This window comes from Ectothiorhodospiraceae bacterium BW-2, from assembly GCA_008375315.1.
Lineage (GTDB): Bacteria > Pseudomonadota > Gammaproteobacteria > Thiohalomonadales > Thiohalomonadaceae > BW-2.
The window spans coordinates 3,348,793-3,373,166 of sequence record CP032507.1 but is presented as its reverse complement, the minus strand read 5'-3'; the positions used below and the strand labels follow the sequence as shown (position 1 = coordinate 3,373,166).

12 protein-coding genes are annotated in these 24,374 nt (G+C 53.2%); all 12 read left to right on the top strand.

Annotated features, from left to right (window positions below; all coding sequences use genetic code 11):
• Positions 1 to 86: 86 nt before the first annotated feature.
• The 12 genes from D5085_15840 (at position 87) to D5085_15785 (ending at position 24,366) form a co-directional block, all read left to right on the top strand.
• On the top strand, positions 87 to 1,832 hold the full coding sequence (locus D5085_15840) for a hypothetical protein (protein ID QEP44472.1): 1,746 nt from the start codon (positions 87 to 89) through the stop codon (positions 1,830 to 1,832).
• Positions 1,829 to 3,565, top strand: coding sequence for a hypothetical protein (locus D5085_15835; protein ID QEP44471.1), 1,737 nt, complete (start codon positions 1,829 to 1,831; stop codon positions 3,563 to 3,565). Before D5085_15840 ends, D5085_15835 begins: the two co-directional genes overlap by 4 nt.
• Positions 3,566 to 3,681: 116 nt before the next feature.
• Positions 3,682 to 5,613, top strand: coding sequence for a hypothetical protein (locus tag D5085_15830; protein QEP44470.1), 1,932 nt, complete (start codon positions 3,682 to 3,684; stop codon positions 5,611 to 5,613).
• A gap of 7 nt (positions 5,614 to 5,620) precedes the next feature.
• Positions 5,621 to 6,403, top strand: coding sequence for a DNA-binding response regulator (locus D5085_15825; protein QEP44469.1), 783 nt, complete (start codon positions 5,621 to 5,623; stop codon positions 6,401 to 6,403).
• A gap of 176 nt (positions 6,404 to 6,579) precedes the next feature.
• Positions 6,580 to 10,554: a hypothetical protein gene (locus tag D5085_15820; GenBank protein ID QEP44468.1), complete on the top strand. Its 3,975-nt coding sequence runs from the start codon at positions 6,580 to 6,582 to the stop codon at positions 10,552 to 10,554.
• Positions 10,551 to 12,425 carry a hypothetical protein gene (locus tag D5085_15815; GenBank protein QEP44467.1) on the top strand — a complete coding sequence of 625 codons (1,875 nt, stop codon included), beginning with the start codon at positions 10,551 to 10,553 and terminating at the stop codon, positions 12,423 to 12,425. The genes D5085_15820 and D5085_15815 overlap by 4 nt, the downstream gene beginning before the upstream one ends.
• On the top strand, positions 12,422 to 13,141 hold the full coding sequence (locus D5085_15810; GenBank protein ID QEP44466.1) for a hypothetical protein: 720 nt from the start codon (positions 12,422 to 12,424) through the stop codon (positions 13,139 to 13,141). The genes D5085_15815 and D5085_15810 overlap by 4 nt, the downstream gene beginning before the upstream one ends.
• The gene (locus D5085_15805) at positions 13,095 to 14,456 is read left to right on the top strand and encodes a hypothetical protein (protein QEP44465.1); all 1,362 of its coding nucleotides are present in this window, start codon (positions 13,095 to 13,097) and stop codon (positions 14,454 to 14,456) included. The genes D5085_15810 and D5085_15805 overlap by 47 nt, the downstream gene beginning before the upstream one ends.
• The gene (locus D5085_15800) at positions 14,422 to 14,754 is read left to right on the top strand and encodes a hypothetical protein (GenBank protein ID QEP44464.1); all 333 of its coding nucleotides are present in this window, start codon (positions 14,422 to 14,424) and stop codon (positions 14,752 to 14,754) included. Before D5085_15805 ends, D5085_15800 begins: the two co-directional genes overlap by 35 nt.
• Positions 14,751 to 15,107, top strand: a complete 357-nt coding sequence (locus tag D5085_15795; protein ID QEP44463.1) for a hypothetical protein — start codon at positions 14,751 to 14,753, stop codon at positions 15,105 to 15,107. The genes D5085_15800 and D5085_15795 overlap by 4 nt, the downstream gene beginning before the upstream one ends.
• Entirely contained in the window at positions 15,104 to 22,573 is a 7,470-nt protein-coding gene (locus D5085_15790) for a hypothetical protein (protein QEP44462.1), read from the top strand. The genes D5085_15795 and D5085_15790 overlap by 4 nt, the downstream gene beginning before the upstream one ends.
• Positions 22,574 to 22,602: 29 nt before the next feature.
• Positions 22,603 to 24,366: a tetratricopeptide repeat protein gene (locus D5085_15785; protein QEP44461.1), complete on the top strand. Its 1,764-nt coding sequence runs from the start codon at positions 22,603 to 22,605 to the stop codon at positions 24,364 to 24,366.
• Positions 24,367 to 24,374 lie beyond the last annotated feature (8 nt).

Here is a 24,374-nt window from a genome sequence, read left to right as displayed (position 1 = left end):
GAGCGGGCAGGACACGCCGAGATTCACAGCCTGATCCTGCTTTGGGTTGGGTGGGAGTTGGTATTTAGCGAGGAGGAGATCCATTTATGAATTTAGAAAAAAAACTACGCATCCCCTACGGCGTTGCCGACTACATCAAACTACGGCAAAAAAGCGAATACTATCAGGATAAAACCCACTACCTGCCGCTAATAGAGCAGGCGGGTGACTTCCTGTTTCTGATTCGCCCGCGCAGGTTTGGTAAAAGCCTGCTGCAATCGGTGATGGAGTGTTACTACGACATCAACCGCCGAGACCAGTTTGATGAGCTGTTTAGCGGCACCTGGATTCATGCTAACCCTACCGACGAAAAGCACCAATATATGGTGCTACGGTTTGACTTCTCCCAGGTGAGTGGCGCCAATCTTGCCGCACTGGAACAGTCGTTTGCCGATCACATCCGCATTACCCTGCAACACTTCTTTGGTTACTACCAACAACAGCTTCCCCCAACCTTGCAGGCAGTGATCCTAGCCGAACGGGAACCCCACAAACAGATCGAGCAGCTAAACCGACAACTGCAGCAGCACAACCACGCGCTCTACCTCTTTATCGACGAATATGACAACTTCGCCAACACCCTGCTGACCACCGAAGGGCGTGATGCCTATCAACAACTGACTCACGGTCGCGGCTTTCTGCGTGACTTCTTTGCTGAACTGAAAGGGGCGACCGGTGCGACCGGCGGTGCGCTCTCAAGGCTATTTATTACCGGCGTCTCGCCGGTAACGCTCGACGATGTCACCAGCGGCTTTAACATTGGCCTCAATATCTCACTCGACCCGAGCCTTAACGGTCTGCTCGGTTTTAACGAAGCGGAACTGAACGAACTGTTTGCCGCCTTCGGACAAAATTATGCCGAACATAAACCGCTGATGCAGCAGTGGTACAACCACTACCGTTTTAGTGAAGAGGTGAAAGAGACTATCACCAACAGCGATATGGCGCTCTATTACCTGCAAGCCCTCTACCGCAATGGCACCCCTCCGAAAGAGCTGATCGACACCAATATTCGCATCGACTACGGCAAACTGCGCCACTTAATCCAGCTCGACCGTAAACTCAACGGCAGCTTTGAACAGTTGAACCAAATTATCAATCAGGGCGGCATCACCAGTGCGATTAAAACTAGCTTTCCGGCGGAGTTGCTCGCCAACCCCGATAACTTTGTCTCACTGCTCTACTACTTCGGCCTGTTGACCCACAGCACCGAACAGCGCGAAGGACGACCTCATCTGGTGGTGCCTAACCAGACGGTAAAACAGCTGATGTATAGCTACATCCGCGATGCCATCGACGATGTCGGCCTATTCCGTCCCGACCTGTTTAAGCTCGGTGAAAAGCTCCACGCTTTTGCCTGGCGAGCGGAGTGGCAAGCCTTCTTTGACCACCTTAGTGAACAACTTAAAGCCCATGCGGGGATGCGCGACTACCTTAACGGCGAAAAGATGGTGCAGGGGTTTCTGCTGGCCTATCTTAACCTCAACCCGTGGTTCTATGCCCTGAGTGAACAGGAGCTCGGTGGCGGCTTTGTCGACCTCTATCTGACGCCGTTTTATGCCAAATACCCCGAGATGAAACACGCCTGGCTGATTGAACTCAAATATCTCAGTAAAAGCGATGATACGCCTAAAAAACGCACCGAACTGATAGCTGATGCCAAAGAACAACTCCAAAAATACCGCCACGACCAGCGGGTATTAGAGCGGGCAGGACACGCCGAAATCCACAGCCTGATTCTGCTTTGGGTTGGGTGGGAGTTGGTATTTAGCGAGGAGGAGATCCATTTATGAATTTAGAAAAAAAACTACGCATCCCCTACGGCGTTGCCGACTACATCAAACTACGGCAAAAAAGCGAATACTATCAGGATAAAACCCACTACCTGCCGCTAATAGAGCAGGCGGGTGACTTCCTGTTTCTGATTCGCCCGCGCAGGTTTGGTAAAAGCCTGCTGCAATCGGTGATGGAGTGCTACTACGACATCAACCGCCGAGACCAGTTTGATGAACTGTTTAGCGGCACCTGGATTCATGCTAACTCTACCGATGAAAAGCACCAATATATGGTGCTACGGTTTGACTTCTCTCAGGTGAGTGGGTCGCATCTGGAGGCGCTACAGCAGTCGTTTTCTGACCATATCCGCTTAGCGACGGATGAGTTCTGTTACAGTTATGAGCAACGGCTAGACCCCATTTTTATCAATGGCCTACGCCAAGAACAGCAACCTGATAACAAACTGAGTTTTATTAATCGCCATCTAAAGCGGTTAGGCTATGCCCTCTACCTCTTTATCGACGAATATGACAACTTCGCCAACACCCTGCTGGCCACCGAAGGGCGTGATGCCTATCAACAACTGACTCACGGTCGCGGCTTTCTGCGTGACTTCTTTGCTGAACTGAAAGGGGCGACCGGTGCGACCGGCGGTGCGCTCTCAAGGCTGTTTATTACCGGCGTCTCGCCGGTAACGCTCGACGATGTCACCAGCGGCTTTAACATCGGCCTCAATATCTCACTCGACCCGAGCCTTAACGGTCTGCTCGGTTTTAATGAAGCGGAACTGACCGAACTGTTTGCCGCCTTCGGACAAAACTATGCCGAACATAAACCGCTGATGCAGCAGTGGTACAACCACTACCGTTTTAGTGAAGAGGTGAAAGAGACTATCACCAACAGCAATATGGCGCTCTATTACCTGCAAGCCCTCTACCGCAATGGCACCCCTCCGAAAGAGCTGATCGACACCAATATTCGCATCGACTACGGCAAACTGCGCCACTTAATCCAGCTCGACCGTAAACTCAACGGCAGCTTTGAACAGTTGAACCAAATTATCAATCAGGGCGGCATCACCAGTGCGATTAAAACCAGTTTTCCGGCGGAGCTGCTCGCCAATCCCGATAACTTTGTCTCACTGCTCTACTACTTCGGCCTGTTGACCCACAGCACCGAGACCGATCGTGGCAACCCGGTATTGACGATTCCTAACCAGACGGTCAGACAGCTGATGTATGGCTATATTCGTGAAGCGATAGATGATGTCGGCCTGTTTCGCCCTGATCTGTTTAAGCTCGGTGAAAAACTACGCGATTTCGCTTGGGATGGCGAGTGGCAAGCCTTCTTTGACCACCTTAGTGAACAGCTTAAAGCCCATGCGGGGATGCGCGACTACCTTAACGGCGAAAAGATGGTGCAGGGATTTCTGCTGGCCTATCTTAATCTCAACCCGTGGTTCTATGCCCTGAGTGAACAGGAGCTCGGTAGCGGCTTTGTCGACCTCTATCTGACGCCGTTTTATGCCAAATACCCCGAGATGAAACACGCCTGGCTGATTGAACTGAAATATCTTAGTAAAAGCGATGATACGCCCAAAAAACGCACCGAACTGATAGCCGATGCCAAAGAACAACTCCAAAAATACCGCCACGACCAGCGGGTATTAGAGCGGGCAGGACACGCCGAAATCCACAGCCTGATTCTGCTCTGGGTTGGTTGGGAGTTGGTACATACTGAAGCGGTATAAGCCGGTCGTGCTTCCCGGTTCAAGCAGCATGGTCAGATTGAATTAACAGCGCCAAATGTGGGGTGATCAGCCCATGCTCTTGATGCTTTTGTACAATCTAAAACAGTAGCCAAAACATGAAACACCCTATCGCTTTGGTCATCTTGCTAGGTTTACTGCTCAAATCAGTACAGGCCGCCGAACCATTTACCCTCGAATTTAGCGACAATAACCGCATCGAGCTCAATCAGGGAGAGCTCTCCGCCTATCTTGACCGCAGCAGCGAGCTCTCATTTAAACAGATACAACAGCGACAGGCAGAGGGAAAATTCCAAACCCTGAGCGGCAATCTCAGTGTCGGCTATGTACCCCATGTTTACTGGTTACACTTTTCGCTGCGACAACCTGAACAAATAGACAAACCTGTCTGGATGGAGGTAATTCCGCCCTATCTCGATAGTATTCAGCTATATCATCTCAATGAACATGGCGCATTAAGCAAACGCTCCGGTGGCGATTTTGTCCCCCAATCGCGCAAAGAGGTCGACTATCGTGCTACTGTGTTTAAGCTGCTTATCGAACCCGGAACACACCACTTTTACCTGCGGCTACAAACCTCAAGCACGATGGTGGCATCGATACGACTGTGGCAACCGGATGACTTTTCCGGCTATAGCCGTGACAGCTATTTTTTGTTTGGCCTCTTTTGGAGTCTGATGATGACCGTATTGCTGTTTAATGCAGCGAACTATCTGCTATCGCGCCGGACGGTATTTCTTATTTATGTGGTCTATCTAGGACTAAACAGTGTGCAGTGGATGGCGATTAACGGCTTTGCGTCGGAATATCTGTTTCCGGAAAATCCGTTATATGCCAACCTGCTGTTGGGCATCTCTATCTCGTTGTCAGCGGCATCGGCCTATCTCTTTTTTGCGGTTTTATATGAGTATAGAAAATATCATCCGTTTATCTATCGGGTGAATCAGTTCGGTGCCACAGTAAGCCTGATTACCGCCATAGCAACGCCACTAGGCTATTATCAACTATTTGCACCGATAATGTTATTCACAGCTATCTTCTCCTTAGGGACATTTTTGTGGCCAATGTGGCGTTTGTGGCAGACAGGTTATCTGTGGAATCGTATGCTGGTGGTATCGCATATGGCTTATGTGCTGCTGATAAGTATGAATATATTAGGTGTACTGGCATTGATACCCTTTGATGAGTCGGTCACCTTCACCGGTATGTTAAGTCATCTGTTCCATATACTTACCCTCCACTTTGCGATGATGCTGCACTATCAAAAACTGGAACAAGATCACAAACGCACCATGGAAGAGGCTCTAAATGCGCAGCGACAGATAGCCATCGAAAAAATCTACCGCGAAGAGCAGAGCCAGTTGTTGTCGATGCTGACCCATGAGATCAAAACCCCCATAGCAGTCATCGATGCGGCCAATGCGTCGTTAAAGTTATTGGACGAAAAAATTGAACACAGCGCCGAAGATCGCAGTAAACGCTATGATCGGATTCAAAATGCGGTGAAACGGATGAATGGGGTTATGGAGATGGCGCTGCAAAAGAAGCATCAGGAGGAGTTCTTACCCTTAGAACTCGGTGAAATGGATCTGGTCGAGCTGACTTATGAAGTGGTGGAGTTGAACCGGATACACGCGCTAGATCGGGTGGATGTACGCTGTGAACAGCCGGTTATGCCAATATGGGCTGATCAGCGCTTGATACGAATAGTCCTAATTAATCTACTGGATAATGCCCATAAATATTCGACCCCAAAAAGCCAAATCGATATTGCAATAAGCCACCAATCCAACAATAGCAGAGCGGGAATCGTCTGGCAGATTACCAACGCCGGAGAACCTATTCCGGAGCAGAGCCAGGCGACTATCTTTCACAAATACCAACGCGGCTCGGAGATCCATAATCAGCCGGGAATGGGCTTAGGACTCTATCTGGTTGCGGGTATTGCGCAAAAACATCAGGGAACGGTTACGGTAGAGAATCTGCCATCGGCTAAAATTCGCTTTAGCGTCTGGTTGCCCGGTAAATAATCGCCGATTGCAAGCTTTTGTGAGGTTTTTACCGCGCAATAGTTTCTATAATAGCGGCATGAAGCCAACACCTATCCAACTCCTGTTTGTCGAAGATAACGCAGATCTGCGAGACGATCTCGGTTTTCAATTGCAAACCGATGGTATTGCGGTCACTGCGGTTAGCGATGCTAAAGCGATGGACGAGGTCATCAGGCAACGAAACTTCGATATTGCACTACTCGATATCGGTCTGCCGGGTGAAGATGGGCTCTCTATCGCCACGCGGTTACGCAGCACCTTTCCGGACATCGGCATTATTATTCTGACTGCACTGGATGAGGTGGAGACCTGCCTGAAAAGCTATCAACACGGCGCCGATATCTTTATGGCCAAGCCGGTTGACTGGCGCAGGCTATCGGCACAAATTGCCGCGCTCTATCGGCGGGTGAGCCATGCGCAGCCAAAGCCAAACCATGGTAGTTGGCAGCTACTACAGGGTGGGTATGAACTGGTCAGCCCGTTAGGCGCATCTATCCCCCTTACCGGCATGGAAGCGGCGATTGTGTTGCGTTTAGCGCAGAGTGCCGGCCAAACTATCACCCGTGATGAGCTAATTGCGGTAGTTAGCCCGGGTAATGTACTCGCTTTTGACCCGCGCCGGCTGGAGGTCTGTGTCAGCCGCTTACGCCAAAAGATACAACAAACCGTTGCAGAGCATCATCCGGCTGTAGAGCAATCACCGATAAAAACAGTACGCGGAGTAGGTTATGTATTCAGTCAGGCGGTGATAGTTGAAGATTTACGCTGAGTCAGGTGTTGCAGCATAACCGAGCTCTGTTGCTATAAAAATAGTCATCGTTTTGTTCAATGCAAGCTTTTGCAAGGGTTTGCAAGGGTTTGTGAGTTTTTCTGTTAATAAAAATGGTTACTATCTAACGCAATTTTTTAATAAGCGTTACCGCAGATTATAGCCGGAGAAAACCAATGAGTCCGAAAAGTCAAGCCATTCAAATTACCGATCAGGTACAAATGGTATCCGTTCAAATGGGTACGGTTTATCAGCTCATCTTTGAACCGTTAGGTCAGATACCTACAGGATTGCTGTTAAAGCGAGAGGGGGATGACTTGGTTGTGGAGGTCGAGGGTAGCCCTGTCCTGTTGCTACAAAGTTTCTACGAACCGGGAAAAGCGGCTACAGCGACTTTGATGGGCACGGAAAACGATACAGAAACTACTCTCATCACTACCGAAGACTCCACAGCAGATGGTGACATTGTCTGGCAGCTAAGACAGGAAACCGATGTTTTGATGACTGAAGAGCGTGATTCTGACAGTGGCTGGCTCTGGGCGGGTGGAGCGCTGGGATTGGGGGGAGTGCTACTTGGCAGTGGGGGTGATAGCAGCAGTAGTGGTGCGTCTGAGGTGATTGAGCCCGAGCCTGATGAGAGCTTGCCCAATCGACATGAAGGGAAAGTAATTGATGGTTATGTGCGTGAGGCAATCGTCTTTGCTGACGCAAATGGCAATGGGGTGCTGGATGAGGGCGAGTTAAGCACCGTAACCGTTGATAAAGGTGACTTTCTGCTTGAAACAGCCGATGGCAGCCCGATTCGGGGGGAGCTCATCTCAATTGGCGGGATCGACATCTCAACCGGTAAGGCAGTAGAGGGTAGCTACCGCTCTCCGGAGGGGGCAACTATTATCGGGCCGATCACTACCTTAGTGTCCAAGGTGATGAAAGCGGGCAATAATGTCGATGCAACTACCGCTGAGATAATGGTTAAGCGTTCTTTAAGTATAGATGAAGCCATAGAGCTTAAAAACTACGACCCGATAGCGACTACTACAGCCGCAGATGCAACCCCGGAACAGGTCGAGCAAGCGTTAGTGACACAACGCATTGCCGCACAGCTTAATACTACGCTAGGACAGGGAGCGTCACTATTGACCGGTGGTGGTATTACCAGTGATAAGTCGACAGGGCAAGAGGCGATACTCGACACCATGGCCGATATTATCGTTAACGGTCTGCAGGTGGATACTGAATTTCAGATTGATCTGGCCGATACGACTCAAACCGAAACGCTGTTTAAAGGTGCAACGGTTAAAGCCGGGGCAGATGAGGTGCAGCAACAACAAATTGGGCAGGTGGTTACGGCTGCTGCAACCGCGACAGTTAATCTGAATCGCACCATTGTTGAAAAGAGTAGTGCCGCAACCACCGGGCTCGATGCCTTAAAAGCGATTGCTGCAGTGCAGATTGTAGCAGAGGAGATTGAAAATGATGTGCAAAACAGTGCTCAAAGCGGTGATACCGCAGCTGTGGTTGCCAAAAGTAGCAGTTCTGAACTGAATCGGTCATCAGAGGTGGCTCGCACAGTATTGGGCGATGTCGATGGCGATGATAATGCTGATGCCGATACGATCAATAACTCTGGGGAGCAGACCGATACCCCAAACGGAGAGAGTACCACTGGGTCAGAGCCGACCGGCGGCGGTGAAGAGGAGGGAGAACAGGCAGAAACACCCGCTACAGGTGATGTGGGTGAGACTACAGATCAAGATCAGAATATTGAACCCCCTGTTCCGGTCACACCCACTCCAACAGAGCCTCCTTCGGTTACTCTGGGGCAACAGTTAGCAGGATTAACGGCTGAACAGCTACAGACAATCGATTCGATGGTGTTGGCAGGGTTGATCACTGCGGGGAGTCCAGAACTTACCGATGAACAGCGTAGTTTTGTTTTAAATAACATACCGACTACTGTTATCAGTCAGCTAGCGCCAAACACTATCGCTAGCCTGCTTGATACTCTGGAGCCTGCCAGCCGCTCCGCGCTCCCCCTGAGTAATAAAAACGCTCTGGTAGAGAACTTGACTGAAACTGAGCTGACCGAGACCCGGTTAGCCGCTATTGAGGCGATGTACAGCAACGATGAACTGCTGAACAACCTGAACACACTTGACCCGACGGCATTGTCCGGCAACCAAAGCCTGATAGTCTCTGGGGCGATAGAGCGTCTTAGCGGCAGTGAGTTGGCGACTGTTAATGAGACCAACCTGGTCAGCCTGATTGAAGCACTACCCATCGACTTTAGCAGTATTGATGAGAACAAAAGTGCCGACATTATCGGCAACCTGCCGACCACAGTGATTGCTCAATTGCAAAGTGCCACAGTTACAGAGTTGCTCGACAGTCTTGACGCAGCCAGTCAGCAAGGATTGCCGTTAAGTGTCAGAACGAATTTAGTATTGAATATGACCGCTGAGGATGTGGATAACCGGGGCAATGCGATCCTTGCTATGTTTACCACAGATGATCTCGCTAATAACACAGAGTTAGCTGTAGTGTTAAACGCTATTCGTCCCTCTGTGATCATTACCGATGATACTGCCGGTACGACTAATCGTGATGTTACCTATACCTTTACCTTCAGTGAGGCAGTGAGTGGCTTTACGGTTGAAGATGTGAATGTTAATGGGGGTACCAAAGGCACTTTGACGACTATTAGTGCTACTGAATACACCTTGGTGGTTTCACCGGATAGCAGTAGTGTCAGTGATATGACGGTTGATATAGCCGCCGGTGTTGTTAATGATGGCGCAGGGAATAGTAATGTTGCTGCTATTCAATCAGTTCAGTCTGTAGACACTCTCAATCCTGATATGCCGACCATCAGCTCAGCGGCATTAAGTAATATCACCACCCCGACCATCAGTGGTACCGCCGAAGCCGGCAGCACAGTCACCGTCGATATTGCCGGTGCAACCTACAACACCACTGCCGACAGCAGCGGTAACTGGCGTATTGATACCGCTACCGCCACTGCGGTCAGTGGTACCTTAGCGATGAATAGCAACGGCGATAACAGCGTATCGGTCACGGCCACAGATAGTGCTGGCAATCGCTCGGCTGTCGCCAGTCAAACACTTGTGGTGGATACCACGGCTCCGATCTTAACTGACATGTCGATTGCCTCCAATAACAGCAATAATACACAGGCCAAAGTCGGCGATACCGTGACCTTAAGTTTCACCACCGACGGCAGCCACAGCGGCACACCGATAGTGACCCTTGGTGGCAACGGCGTCACAGTGACCAACACCAGCGGTAACACCTACACCGCCAGCTACACCCTGCAAGCCGGTGATACCGAAGGGGCGGTGAGTTTTACCATTGATGCGAACGATGCCGCTGGTAACGCCATGACCCAAGTTACCGCCACCACCGACAGCAGCAGCGTCAGCTTTGATGAGACCGCACCGGCCTTAACCGCCGTCAGCATCGCCTCCGATAACAGCGACACCGCCCTGGCCAAAACGGGCGATACCGTGACCCTCAGCTTCACTACCGACGGCAGCCACAGTGGCACACCGACAGTGACCCTTGGTGGCAACAGCGTCACAGCGACCAACACCAGCGGTAACACCTACACCGCCAGCTACACCCTGCAGGCCGGTGATATCGAAGGGACACTCAGTTTTACCATTGATGCGGTCGATGCCGCCGGTAACGCCATGACCCAAGTTACCGCCACCACCGACAGCAGCAGCGTCAGCTTTGATGAGACCGCACCGGCCTTAACCGCCGTCAGCATCGCCTCCGATAACAGCGACACCACCTTAGCCAAAGTCGGCGATACGGTGACCTTAAGTTTCACCACCGACGGCAGCCACAGTGGCACACCGACAGTGACTCTTGGTGGCAACAGCGTCACAGCGACCAACACCAGCGGTAACACCTACACCGCCAGCTACACCCTGCAAGCGGGTGATACCGAAGGGGCGGTGAGCTTTACCATTGATGCGGTCGATGCCGCCGGTAACGCCATGACCCAAGTTACCGCCACCACCGACAGCAGCAGCGTCAGCTTTGACACCACCGCACCGGCCTTAACCGCCGTCAGCATCGCCTCGATAACAGCGACACCGCCCTGGCCAAAACGGGCGATACCGTGACCCTCAGCTTTACCACCGACGGCAGCCACAGTGGCACACCGACAGTGACCCTTGGTGGCAACGGCGTCACAGCGACCAACACCAGCGGTAACACCTACACCGCCAGCTACACCCTGCAAGCCGGTGATACCGAAGGGGCGGTGAGCTTCAGCATTGATGCGGTCGATGCCGCCGGTAACGCCATGACCCAAGTTACCGCCACCACCGACAGCAGCAGCGTCAGCTTTGATGAGACCGCACCGGCCTTAACCGCCGTCAGCATCGCCTCCGATAACAGCGACACCACCCTGGCCAAAGTCGGCGATACGGTGACCTTAAGTTTCACCACCGACGGCAGCCACAGTGGCACACCGACAGTGACCCTTGGCGGCAACGGCGTCACAGTGACCAACACCAGCGGTAACACCTACACCGCCAGCTACACCCTGCAAGCGGGTGATACCGAAGGGGCGGTGAGCTTTACCATTGATGCGGTCGATGCCGCCGGTAACGCCATGACCCAAGTTACCGCCACCACCGACAGCAGCAGCGTCAGCTTTGACACCACCGCACCGGCCTTAACCGCCGTCAGCATCGCCTCCGATAACAGCGACACCGCCTTGGCCAAAACGGGTGATACCGTGACCTTAAGTTTCACCACCGACGGCAGCCACAGTGGCACACCGACAGTGACCCTTGGCGGCAACAGCGTCACAGCGACCAACACCAGCGGTAACACCTACACCGCCAGCTACACCCTGCAAGCGGGTGATATCGAAGGGACACTCAGTTTTACCATTGATGCGGTCGATGCCGCCGGTAACGCCATGACCCAAGTTACCGCCACCACCGACAGCAGCAGCGTCAGCTTTGATGAGACCGCACCGGCCTTAACCGCCGTCAGCATCGCCTCCGATAACAGCGACACCACCTTAGCCAAAGTCGGCGATACGGTGACCTTAAGTTTCACCACCGACGGCAGCCACAGTGGCACACCGACAGTGACCCTTGGTGGCAACAGCGTCACAGCGACCAACACCAGCGGTAACACCTACACCGCCAGCTACACCCTGCAAGCGGGTGATACCGAAGGGGCGGTGAGCTTTACCATTGATGCGGTCGATGCCGCCGGTAACGCCATGACCCAAGTTACCGCCACCACCGACAGCAGCAGCGTCAGCTTTGACACCACCGCACCGGCCTTAACCGCCGTCAGCATCGCCTCCGATAACAGCGACACCGCCCTGGCCAAAACGGGCGATACCGTGACCCTCAGCTTTACCACCGACGGCAGCCACAGTGGCACACCGACAGTGACCCTTGGTGGCAACGGCGTCACAGCGACCAACACCAGCGGTAACACCTACACCGCCAGCTACACCCTGCAAGCCGGTGATACCGAAGGGGCGGTGAGCTTCACCATTGATGCGGTCGATGCCGCCGGTAACGCCATGACCCAAGTTACCGCCACCACCGACAGCAGCAGCGTCAGCTTTGATGAGACCGCACCGGCCTTAACCGCCGTCAGCATCGCCTCCGATAACAGCGACACCACCCTGGCCAAAGTCGGCGATACGGTGACCTTAAGTTTCACCACCGACGGCAGCCACAGTGGCACACCGACAGTGACCCTTGGTGGCAACAGCGTCACAGCGACCAACACCAGCGGTAACACCTACACCGCCAGCTACACCCTGCAAGCGGGTGATACCGAAGGGGCGGTGAGCTTTACCATTGATGCGGTCGATGCCGCCGGTAACGCCATGACCCAAGTTACCGCCACCACCGACAGCAGCAGCGTCAGCTTTGACGACACCGCACCGGCCTTAACCGCCGTCAGCATCGCCTCCGATAACAGCGACACCACCTTAGCCAAAGTGGGGATACCGTGACCTTAAGTTTCACCACCGACGGCAGCCACAGCGGCACACCGACAGTGACCCTTGGTGGCAACGGCGTCACAGCGACCAACACCAGCGGTAACACCTACACCGCCAGCTACACCCTGCAAGCCGGTGATACCGAAGGGGCGGTGAGTTTTACCATTGATGCGGTCGATGCCGCTGGTAACGCCATGACCCAAGTTACCGCCACCACCGACAGCAGCAGCGTCAGCTTTGATGAGACCGCACCGGCCTTAACCGCCGTCAGCATCGCCTCCGATAACAGTGACACCACCTTGGCCAAAACGGGTGATACCGTGACCCTCAGCTTTACCACCGACGGCAGCCACAGTGGCACACCGACAGTGACCCTTGGCGGCAACGGCGTCACAGTGACCAACACCAGCGGTAACACCTACACCGCCAGCTACACCCTGCAAGCCGGTGATACCGAAGGGGCGGTGAGTTTTACCATTGATGCGGTCGATGCCGCTGGTAACGCCATGACCCAAGTTACCGCCACCACCGACAGCAGCAGCGTCAGCTTTGATGAGACCGCACCGGCCTTAACCGCCGTCAGCATCGCCTCCGATAACAGCGACACCACCCTGGCCAAAACGGGCGATACCGTGACCCTCAGCTTTCACCACCGACGGCAGCCACAGTGGCACACCGACAGTGACCCTTGGTGGCAACAGCGTCACAGCGACCAACACCAGCGGTAACACCTACACCGCCAGCTACACCCTGCAAGCCGGTGATATCGAAGGGACACTCAGTTTTACCATTGATGCGGTCGATGCCGCCGGTAACGCCATGACCCAAGTTACCGCCACCACCGACAGCAGCAGCGTCAGCTTTGATGAGACCGCACCGGCCTTAACCGCCGTCAGCATCGCCTCCGATAACAGCGACACCACCTTAGCCAAAGTCGGCGATACGGTGACCTTAAGTTTCACCACCGACGGCAGCCACAGTGGCACACCGACAGTGACCCTTGGTGGCAACAGCGTCACAGCGACCAACACCAGCGGTAACACCTACACCGCCAGCTACACCCTGCAAGCGGGTGATACCGAAGGGGCGGTGAGCTTTACCATTGATGCGGTCGATGCCGCCGGTAACGCCATGACCCAAGTTACCGCCACCACCGACAGCAGCAGCGTCAGCTTTGACACCACCGCACCGGCCTTAACCGCCGTCAGCATCGCCTCCGATAACAGCGACACCGCCCTGGCCAAAACGGGCGATACCGTGACCCTCAGCTTTACCACCGACGGCAGCCACAGTGGCACACCGACAGTGACCCTTGGCGGCAACGGCGTCACAGCGACCAACACCAGCGGTAACACCTACACCGCCAGCTACACCCTGCAAGCCGGTGATACCGAAGGGGCGGTGAGCTTCACCATTGATGCGGTCGATGCCGCCGGTAACGCCATGACCCAAGTTACCGCCACCACCGACAGCAGCAGCGTCAGCTTTGATGAGACCGCACCGGCCTTAACCGCCGTCAGCATCGCCTCCGATAACAGCGACACCACCCTGGCCAAAGTCGGCGATACGGTGACCTTAAGTTTCACCACCGACGGCAGCCACAGTGGCACACCGACAGTGACCCTTGGTGGCAACGGCGTCACAGTGACCAACACCAGCGGTAACACCTACACCGCCAGCTACACCCTGCAAGCGGGTGATACCGAAGGGGCGGTGAGCTTTACCATTGATGCGGTCGATGCCGCCGGTAACGCCATGACCCAAGTTACCGCCACCACCGACAGCAGCAGCGTCAGCTTTGACACCACCGCACCGGCCTTAACCGCCGTCAGCATCGCCTCCGATAACAGCGACACCGCCTTGGCCAAAACGGGCGATACCGTGACCTTAAGTTTCACCACCGACGGCAGCCACAGTGGCACACCGACAGTGACCCTTGGCGGCAACAGCGTCACAGCGACCAACACCAGCGGTAACACCTACACCGCCAGCTACACCCTGCAAGCCGGTGATACCGAAGGGCCGACTCAGCTTTACCATTGATGCGGTCGATGCCGCCGGTAACGCCATGACCCAAGTTACCGCCACCACCGACAGCAGCAGCGTCAGCTTTGATGAGACCGCACCGGCCTTAACCGCCGTCAGCATCGCCTCCGATAACAGCGACACCACCTTAGCCAAAGTCGGCGATACGGTGACCTTAAGTTTCACCACCGACGGCAGCCACAGTGGCACACCGACAGTGACCTTGGTGGCAACAGCGTCACAGCGACCAACACCAGCGGTAACACCTACACCGCCAGCTACACCCTGCAAGCGGGTGATACCGAAGGGGCGGTGAGCTTTACCATTGATGCGGTCGATGCCGCCGGTAACGCCATGACCCAAGTTACCGCCACCACCGACAGCAGCAGCGTCAGCTTTGACACCACCGCACCGGCCTTAACCGCCGTCAGCATCGCCTCCGATAACAGCGACACCACCTTAGCCAAAGTGGGTGATACCGTGACCTTAAGTTTCACCACCGACGGCAGCCACAGCGGCACACCGATAGTGACCCTTGGTGGCAACGGCGTCACAGTGACCAACACCAGCGGTAACACCTACACCGCCAGCTACACCCTGCAAGCCGGTGATACCGAAGGGGCGGTGAGTTTACCATTGATGCGGTCGATGCCGCCGGTAACGCCATGACCCAAGTTACCGCCACCACCGACAGCAGCAGCGTCAGCTTTGATGAGACCGCACCGGCCTTAACCGCCGTCAGCATCGCCTCCGATAACAGCGACACCACCTTGGCCAAAACGGGCGATACCGTGACCCTCAGCTTCACCACCGACGGCAGCCACAGTGGCACACCGACAGTGACCCTTGGTGGCAACGGCGTCACAGCGACCAACACCAGCGGTAACACCTACACCGCCAGCTACACCCTGCAAGCCGGTGATACCGAAGGGGCGGTGAGCTTTACCATTGATGCGGTCGATGCCGCCGGTAACGCCATGACCCAAGTTACCGCCACCACCGACAGCAGCAGCGTCAGCTTTGATGAGACCGCACCGGCCTTAACCGCCGTCAGCATCGCCTCCGATAACAGCGACACCGCCCTGGCCAAAACGGGCGATACCGTGACCCTCAGCTTCACCACCGACGGCAGCCACAGTGGCACACCGACAGTGACCCTTGGTGGCAACAGCGTCACAGCGACCAACACCAGCGGTAACACCTACACCGCCAGCTACACCCTGCAAGCCGGTGATACCGAAGGGGCGGTGAGTTTTACCATTGATGCGGTCGATGCCGCCGGTAACGCCATGACCCAAGTTACCGCCACCACCGACAGCAGCAGCGTCAGCTTTGATGAGACCGCACCGGCCTTAACCGCCGTCAGCATCGCCTCCGATAACAGCGACACCACCTTAGCCAAAGTCGGCGATACGGTGACCTTAAGTTTCACCACCGACGGCAGCCACAGTGGCACACCGACAGTGACCCTTGGTGGCAACGGCGTCACAGCGACCAACACCAGCGGTAACACCTACACCGCCAGCTACACCCTGCAAGCCGGTGATACCGAAGGGGCGGTGAGCTTTACCATTGATGCGGTCGATGCCGCCGGTAACGCCATGACCCAAGTTACCGCCACCACCGACAGCAGCAGCGTCAGCTTTGATGAGACCGCACCGGCCTTAACCGCCGTCAGCATCGCCTCCGATAACAGCGACACCACCTTGGCCAAAGTCGGCGATACGGTGACCTTAAGTTTCACCACCGACGGCAGCCACAGTGGCACACCGACAGTGACCCTTGGTGGCAACAGCGTCACAGCGACCAACACCAGCGGTAACACCTACACCGCCAGCTACACCCTGCAAGCCGGTGATATCGAAGGGACACTCAGTTTTACCATTGATGCGGTCGATGCCGCCGGTAACGCCATGACCCAAGTTACCGCCACCACCGACAGCAGCAGCGTCAGCTTTGATGAGACCGCACCGGCCTTAACCGCCGTCAGCATCGCCTCCGATAACAGTGACACCACCTTAGCCAAAGTGGGTGATACCGTGACCTTAAGTTTCACCACCGACGGCAGCCACAGTGGCACACCGACAGTGACTCTTGGTGGCAACAGCGTCACAGCGACCAACACCAGCGGTAACACCTACACCGCCAGCTACACCCTGCAAGCGGGTGATACCGAAGGGGCGGTGAGCTTTACCATTGATGCGGTCGATGCCGCCGGTAACGCCATGACCCAAGTTACCGCCACCACCGACAGCAGCAGCGTCAGCTTTGACACCACCGCACCGGCCTTAACCGCCGTCAGCATCGCCTCGGATAACAGCGACACCGCCCTGGCCAAAACGGGCGATACCGTGACCCTCAGCTTTACCACCGACGGCAGCCACAGTGGCACACCGACAGTGACCCTTGGTGGCAACGGCGTCACAGCGACCAACACCAGCGGTAACACCTACACCGCCAGCTACACCCTGCAAGCCGGTGATACCGAAGGGGCGGTGAGCTTCAGCATTGATGCGGTCGATGCCGCCGGTAACGCCATGACCCAAGTTACCGCCACCACCGACAGCAGCAGCGTCAGCTTTGATGAGACCGCACCGGCCTTAACCGCCGTCAGCATCGCCTCCGATAACAGCGACACCACCCTGGCCAAAGTCGGCGATACGGTGACCTTAAGTTTCACCACCGACGGCAGCCACAGTGGCACACCGACAGTGACCCTTGGTGGCAACAGCGTCACAGCGACCAACACCAGCGGTAACACCTACACCGCCAGCTACACCCTGCAAGCGGGTGATACCGAAGGGGCGGTGAGCTTTACCATTGATGCGGTCGATGCCGCCGGTAACGCCATGACCCAAGTTACCGCCACCACCGACAGCAGCAGCGTCAGCTTTGATGAGACCGCACCGACCATTAACAGTGTCTCGGTAGCCGATGGTACATACAAAATTGGTGATGCCATAACAATTACCGTTACCGCAGGCAGTAATGAAACCGGCCTGACACTGGCCGGCACCTTTAACGGCCAGACCCTGACCGGAATAACCGACAATAATGATGGCACCTACAGTGCGACCTACACCGCGGTCGAGGGGGATAGTGATGTGGCCGATGCCGGCAGTGTCACCACCAATATCACTTTAACCGATGCGGCTGGCAATGCCAGCAGTGCCACCACCAGTGTCACACTGGCGGGCGAAAGTATTGATGGCAACAGCCCCACCGGCAGCGTCAGTGATCTGGTTACTTTCCCTACGATTCAACTGGAGGCTACCGGTTATACAACGGGTGAGGACAGATATGTTGCCCTTGAGTCAGTCGGCAGCGACGGCGGCTATGTGGTGGCGTGGGAAGGTGAATACGGAAGTTATCCTCTAAAGAGCATCTATGTACAGCAGTTTAATGCGGACGGAACAACAACCGGTTATTCGCCGGTACAGCTTGACGGGATAGGGGTTACCGATAGCTATGATTACCGTCCCAAAATCACTGCTCTCGAAAGTGGCGGTTATGTGGTGACTTGGTCCGGTTTGGACGATAGTGGTGACAACGACACCAGTGTATTCGTGCAGCAGTTTAATGCGGATGGCACCACGACCGGCTATGACCCAGTACAACTGGAGGCAACCGGATACACTGCCGGAGAGGATGACGAGCCGCAAATTACCTCATTAGGTAGTAGTGGTGAGTATGTGGTGATTTGGCGTGGCCAAAACAGTAGCACATCCAGTGATAGAAGCATTTTTGTGCAACAATTTAATGCGAACGGCACAGTTAAAAATGACACACCGGTGATACTGGAGGCTCATGGTTCATGGGATCAATATCAACAGATTACCACACTGAATTCTGGTGGCTATGTGGTAACCTGGACGGGTTTGGACGGAACGATTTATCCTGATACTGACTACAGTATCTATGTGCAGCAGTTTAATGCCGACGGTACCCGGACCGGAGACACACCGGTGAAGCTAGAGGGTACGGGTAATACGACTGGTGGAGACGAGCATTCTCAAGTCACTGCGCTTGATTTTAATGGCGGCTATGTCGTCGCCTGGAAAGGTCAGAATAGTGACAATCGAGACAGTATCTTTGTACAGCAATTTGATGCTAATGGCACCATTACTGGCTATACGCCGGTGCAACTAAATTCTCACAGTAATGACAGAGATGTACAAATTGCCGCTGTTGGCAGCAGTGGTCAGTATGTTGCTACCTGGGTAGGAATGGATTCTAATTACAGCTACGATATCTTTGTACAGCAGTTTAACGCCAGTGGCACCACCGATGGATTTACTACGGTAAAACTGGAGTCGATAAATAATCCCGACTCCGGGAATGGAGCGAAACCTAAAATTGCCGCGCTGGGGGATTCCGGTCGCTATTTAGTGACCTGGTATGATTATGATGAGGAAGGCGACGAGAGCATCTTTCTGCAAGCCTTTAATGCTGATGGCACCACTGCCGGCCCGACGCAGCAGTTTGAAGCAACCGGTAATACCACCGGTTCGGATCAGTACCCGGAAGTTTTGGCACTGGGCGATAGCGGTGCCTTTGTTCTTGCCTGGCATGGCCGTGACAGCGATGATGATGTCAGTATCTTCGTCAAGCAGTTCTTTATCGATGGCATGGTGCGGGCGCAGAGCAGCGAAGCGGCAACCGCCTATCTGGTGAAGGACACGATTACTGTTAATAGTGTGACAGATTTAACCGGTGCTCCTGATAGCCAGATGAACACAGTGGCCATTACCAGCGCCAATACCGATACCGATCTGCCGTTGACCGGTCTGGAAGAGGGCAACTATACCCTCTATCTGGTCGATGCGGCGGGTAATATCGGTACGGTAGGTACCAGCGTGACCGTTGACCACACGCCACCCAATGCACCGACCATCAGTGCTGTTACCGACGATCAGGGGAGTGTCACCGGCACAGTTGCTGATGACGGTATCTCTGACGATACCATACTCACCGTCCGGGTCAGTCTGGATAGTACCAACGCCCTCAGTGGCGATTCAGTACAGCTCTATGACGGTTTCTCAGCACTGGGTACGGCAGTAACCCTGACCAGCACCGATATCAGCAACGGCTATGTCGATATCGACACACCGACTCTGACCGCAGGCACCAGCTATAACTTCCGCGCCAATATTACCGACGCTTTTGGCAATATTGGTGAGTTTTCTACCGATGGTGCCGCCGATGTCACCATTGATACAACCGCCCCCGACGGCAATGTTGTATCGACGACAGCCTTTGTGACGCTGGAAGCGAGCGGTGTTACAAACATGGATGATAGAAATCCTCAAATATCTGCAATTGGCAGCAATGGTGAGTATGTGGTGACCTGGACAGGCGGTGATGGTCCTGATGATTATGATGACAGTATCTATGTGCAGCATTTTAATACTGACGGTACAATCACGGGTAAAGCTCAAGTTAAACTTGAATCGACTGGCGTTACAGATGGAGGTGACAGTGCACCTCAAGTGACCAGTGTCGGAATTAGCGGTGAGTATGTGGTGACCTGGGTGGGCAATGATGGTCCTGATGATTATGATGACAGTATCTATGTGCAGCATTTTAATGCTGACGGTACAATCACGGGTAAAGCTCAAGTTAAACTTGAATCGACTGGCGTTACAGATAGAGGTGACGAAGCTCCTCAAGTGACCAGTGTCGGAATTAGCGGTGAGTATGTGGTGACCTGGGTGGGTAATGATGGTCCTGGTGATTATGATGACAGTATCTATGTGCAGCATTTTAATGCTGACGGTACAATCACGGGCAAAGCTCAAGTTAAACTTGAACCGACTGGCGTTACAGATAGAGGTGACAAAGATCCTCAAGTGACCAGTGTCGGAATTAGCGGTGAGTATGTGGTGACCTGGGTGGGTAATGATGGTTCTGATGAAAGCATCTATGTACAGCATTTTAATGCCGACGGAACTATTACGGGCAAAGATCAGGTCAAGCTGGAGCCGACAGGACAACTATCTGGAGATGACTTACGCCCGCAGGTGAGTGCTGTAGGTAGCAATGGTGAATATGTCGTGGTTTGGGATGGTGTTGATGCTGATGGTGACAGGAGTGTCTTTGTACAGCGTTTTAATGCCGATGGTACAAAAAATGGTACAGAGGTATTGTTGGAAGCAACAGGTGTAACAGATCAATCTGATATGCAAGCAAAAATAGCCGCAATAGGTAGTAGCGGAGAATTTGTGGTGACCTGGCCTGGAAAGGACAGTGATGGTGATGATAGTATCTTTGTCCAGCACTTCAATGCGGATGGCAGTACTACGAATCATTCAATCGTTCAACTTGAAGCGATAGGAGTGACAGATGACAGAGATGAAAACCCACAGATTACAGCACTGGCAAACAGCGGCTATGTCGTCACCTGGCTCGGCGATGATGCGAATAATGATGATCAGGTCTATCTGCAGCAATTTAATGCTGATGGTTCCAAATCCGGCAGTGTTACATTAGTCGAGGTTGGAAACAATGAGATTGCATCAAAAGGATATCCTGAAATTGCTGCAGTAGGGATAGGCAGTCAGTTTGCAATCACCTCGCGTGGTGATGATAGCGGCGGTGATGACAGTGTTTATGTCAGACAATTTGACGCCTCGACGGTATTTAACAACAGTAAAACAGTTCAAGTACAAAGCGACGGCCCAGGTATGGCTTATCTGATCAAAGACAGCGTCACCATTAATAGTGCAGCAGATTTTTCTGGTGTCACCGACAGCCAGATCAATAGCGTCAGCATTACCAGCGCCAACACATTTACTGATTTGACATTAAGTGGACTCGAAGCAGGTGATTACAAACTCTATCTTGTTGATGCTGCCGGTAATTTAGGTATTACAACCGATGGGTTGACTATTGATAATACAGCACCCACCGCCAGCGTCACTGCGGCTACCATCGGTAGCAGCGGCAATGCGGTGGTTCAGAGCACGGAAGCTGGCACAGCCTTTTTGGTTAAAGACTCGATCACGGTCAACAGCCTGAGCGATATTACCGGTGCCTCAGACAATAACTGGAATTGGGTGACTATTAGCACCGCCAGTAGTGATACCAATCTGGCTGCCGCCGGTTTAGTTGATGGTGATTATAAGGTATATACGACTGACAGTGCGGGCAACCTGAGCACTGTATCGACCAACAGTGTCACGATAGATACGACTCCACCCACAACCACCTACAGCGGAGTCAGTTACGATATGGCCAGCAACACCCTCACCCTGACCGGCACCGGAATAAACTCCATGCTGGAGAGCGGTGAAGATGCAACGACCGATATTAAAGATCGGCTCGACTGGAGTAAGCTGGTTTGGACATTTAATAATAATACCAGCTACGACTTTGGTTCTGGCGATCTAGGAAATAATACAGGCGATGATATTTTAAGTGTTAAGGCGGTTAGTGATACCAGTTTGGAAATTACTTTTACCGATGACGCAGCGAATGCCTGTGGCTCAGGACTGGAATCTTTTTTTAACGGCTTTGATACTTCAAATCCTAATTATGCTCCATTTAGCGATGGGCATAAACTAACAGTAACTGCCGGCTTTAGCCGGGATTCGAACGGTAATGCTGCCACAGGTGATGGCTATGTCAATCCTGATACCAGTATTGTGGTGTTTGATCTGATTCAGGGAGTCTCATCGAGCCATTCGAGCCGCACTTTTGATGCTAATACCAGTTATACCATCTATATCCGGATGGATAGTGATTCTTCAACACTCTCAACAGCAGGCAGTGGACCCGGTACCTGGGGGACATGGAGCAGTGCGAATAATTTGGGAACTGATGACAAAGTTATATTTGTTGGCAGCGGGTCGGTAATCAAAAATAATTCCAATCCGGCTCAAGAAGTAACTTTTTATTATAAAAGTGCAGGTTTATTGGAGCTTAATTATTCTTTGAACAGTCGAACGGTTCAGCTATATATATATCTGGGTGTTGGGTCTATTGCCAGAAATAACTATGCTAGTAGTGAAAAATTATGGGATGGTAATATAAGTGTTGGAGATCTAAGACCTACTACCTATAGCACTGGTAAATTCAACGATTTTGTTCTCACAACTATGCCCAACGGTATTTTAACCTCACAGGGGCTGGTATAGCCTGAACGCTTAACTGCTCCCCTATTATAATGTTTGATACAGCGCAGTTTACCCGAGCGGTAAATCACTACCGTCAGGGTGAATTGCAACAGGCACTGGCCATCACCCGGGAGATGGTCGAAAAGCAGGTCATTCAGTTTGACCTGTTCCACCTGCATGCCCTTCTCTCGCTGGAATCAGGCGATTACGCCAGTTCGCTGGATGCTTTTGAGCGAGCCGATGCACTGCGTCCTGACTATCCGCCACTACTGCTAAGCTGGGGCAACTACTATCAGCGGATCGGAGATATGAAGACCGCTTTAAGTTGCTACGACCGCGCTATTGCAGGGCAGAGCGATTATGCCGATGCTCACTATAACAGAGGCAATATACTGGCACTGAGCGGTGACATGGATGGTGCGATAACCGCCTTTGAGCGGGTGTTGCAGTTAAACCCCAATCACACGGCTGCCCGAAATAATCTGGGCAGTGTGCTGATTGATCGGGGGGATATTGATGCCGCTATCGCCACGCTGCAGCAGACATTACAGTTAAGGCGTAACTACACCCTGGCTCACAGTAATCTGCTCTGTGCTATGCATTATCATCCGGATATCACTGCAACAGATCTAGCCGTTCAATTTCGCCAGTGGCGGGAAAATAACTTTATCAATTACCCACCAATCACTAAAACAGCCACAGCCGACCAGCGGCCATTAAAGATGGGTCTGTTATCCGGTGCTTTGCATACCCATCCGGCACTGTGGCTATCGATAGCGGCGTTTGAACAGCTTAATCGTGAACAGTTTGCGCTCTATGGCTACAGCTTCGGCACTAAACCGGATCGCATGACTGCCCGGCTGCGCCAATGTTGTGTCCTTTGGCGTGAGTTATCAAACCAAAGCGATGCGGCGATTACCGCGCAGATTCGTCGTGATGAGATTGATATCTTAATTGACATGGCAGGCCATATGCAGGGGCGACCGCTGGTAGCGGTAATGCGGGCGGCACCGGTGCAGGTGAAGTGGGTCGGCGGGTTGTTTAATACCACCGGCATTAAACAGATGGACTGGCTGATTAGTGATGAAGTTGAGACGCCAGAGGGGTGCGATGCCGGTTTTACAGAGCAGATTTACCGTATGCCACACAGCTATATCTGCTATTCACCGCCACAAATCTCGCCGCCGGTGACCGAACTACCGGCGCTGAAAACCGGACAGTTGACTTTGGGCTGTTTTAATAATCCTGCCAAAATTAATCAAAAACTGGTGATATGGTGGGCGAAGATTCTGCGTCAACTGCCACAGAGCCGCCTTTTACTTAAAGGCAAGGCTTATTGTAGCTCTGTTGTTAAAACGCGCCTGCGGCAGTGGTTTCAACTACAGGGGGTGGCGAGTGAACGGATTATCTTTGAGACCTTTTCACCGCATGCAGAGCTATTGAATACCTATGGCAAAATTGATCTTGCACTTGATCCGTGGCCCTACTCCGGTGGTTTGACAACCATTGAAGCCCTCTGGATGGGGGTGCCCACCGTGACCCTGCCCAGACCAACCTTTGCTGGTCGTCATGCGGCCAGCCACTTGGTCAATGCGGGATTAGGGGACTGGGTGGTTGACTCGGAGGCTGCGTATGTCGAAAAAGTAGTGTGGTACAGTGGGCATCTGGAACAGTTATCTGAACTAAGACGGGATTTGCGCCAGCGGCTGCTCGATTCACCACTCTGTGATGCTCGGCAGTTTACCCGTGATTTTGAGCGGGGGCTATTGCGCATGTGGCATCAATATTGCGATCATCAGAACATACTGAACTAGCCGCATGG

What these genes read in the sequence shown, in the direction of transcription:
- D5085_15785 (QEP44461.1), top strand. Translation starts at nt 22,603, where the DNA reads ATGTTTGATACAGCGCAGTTTACCCGAGCGGTAAATCACTACCGTCAG.
- D5085_15820 (QEP44468.1), top strand. Translation starts at nt 6,580, where the DNA reads ATGAGTCCGAAAAGTCAAGCCATTCAAATTACCGATCAGGTACAAATG.
- D5085_15840 (QEP44472.1), top strand. Translation starts at nt 87, where the DNA reads ATGAATTTAGAAAAAAAACTACGCATCCCCTACGGCGTTGCCGACTAC.
- D5085_15790 (QEP44462.1), top strand. Translation starts at nt 15,104, where the DNA reads ATGACCCAAGTTACCGCCACCACCGACAGCAGCAGCGTCAGCTTTGAT.
- D5085_15830 (QEP44470.1), top strand. Translation starts at nt 3,682, where the DNA reads ATGAAACACCCTATCGCTTTGGTCATCTTGCTAGGTTTACTGCTCAAA.
- D5085_15835 (QEP44471.1), top strand. Translation starts at nt 1,829, where the DNA reads ATGAATTTAGAAAAAAAACTACGCATCCCCTACGGCGTTGCCGACTAC.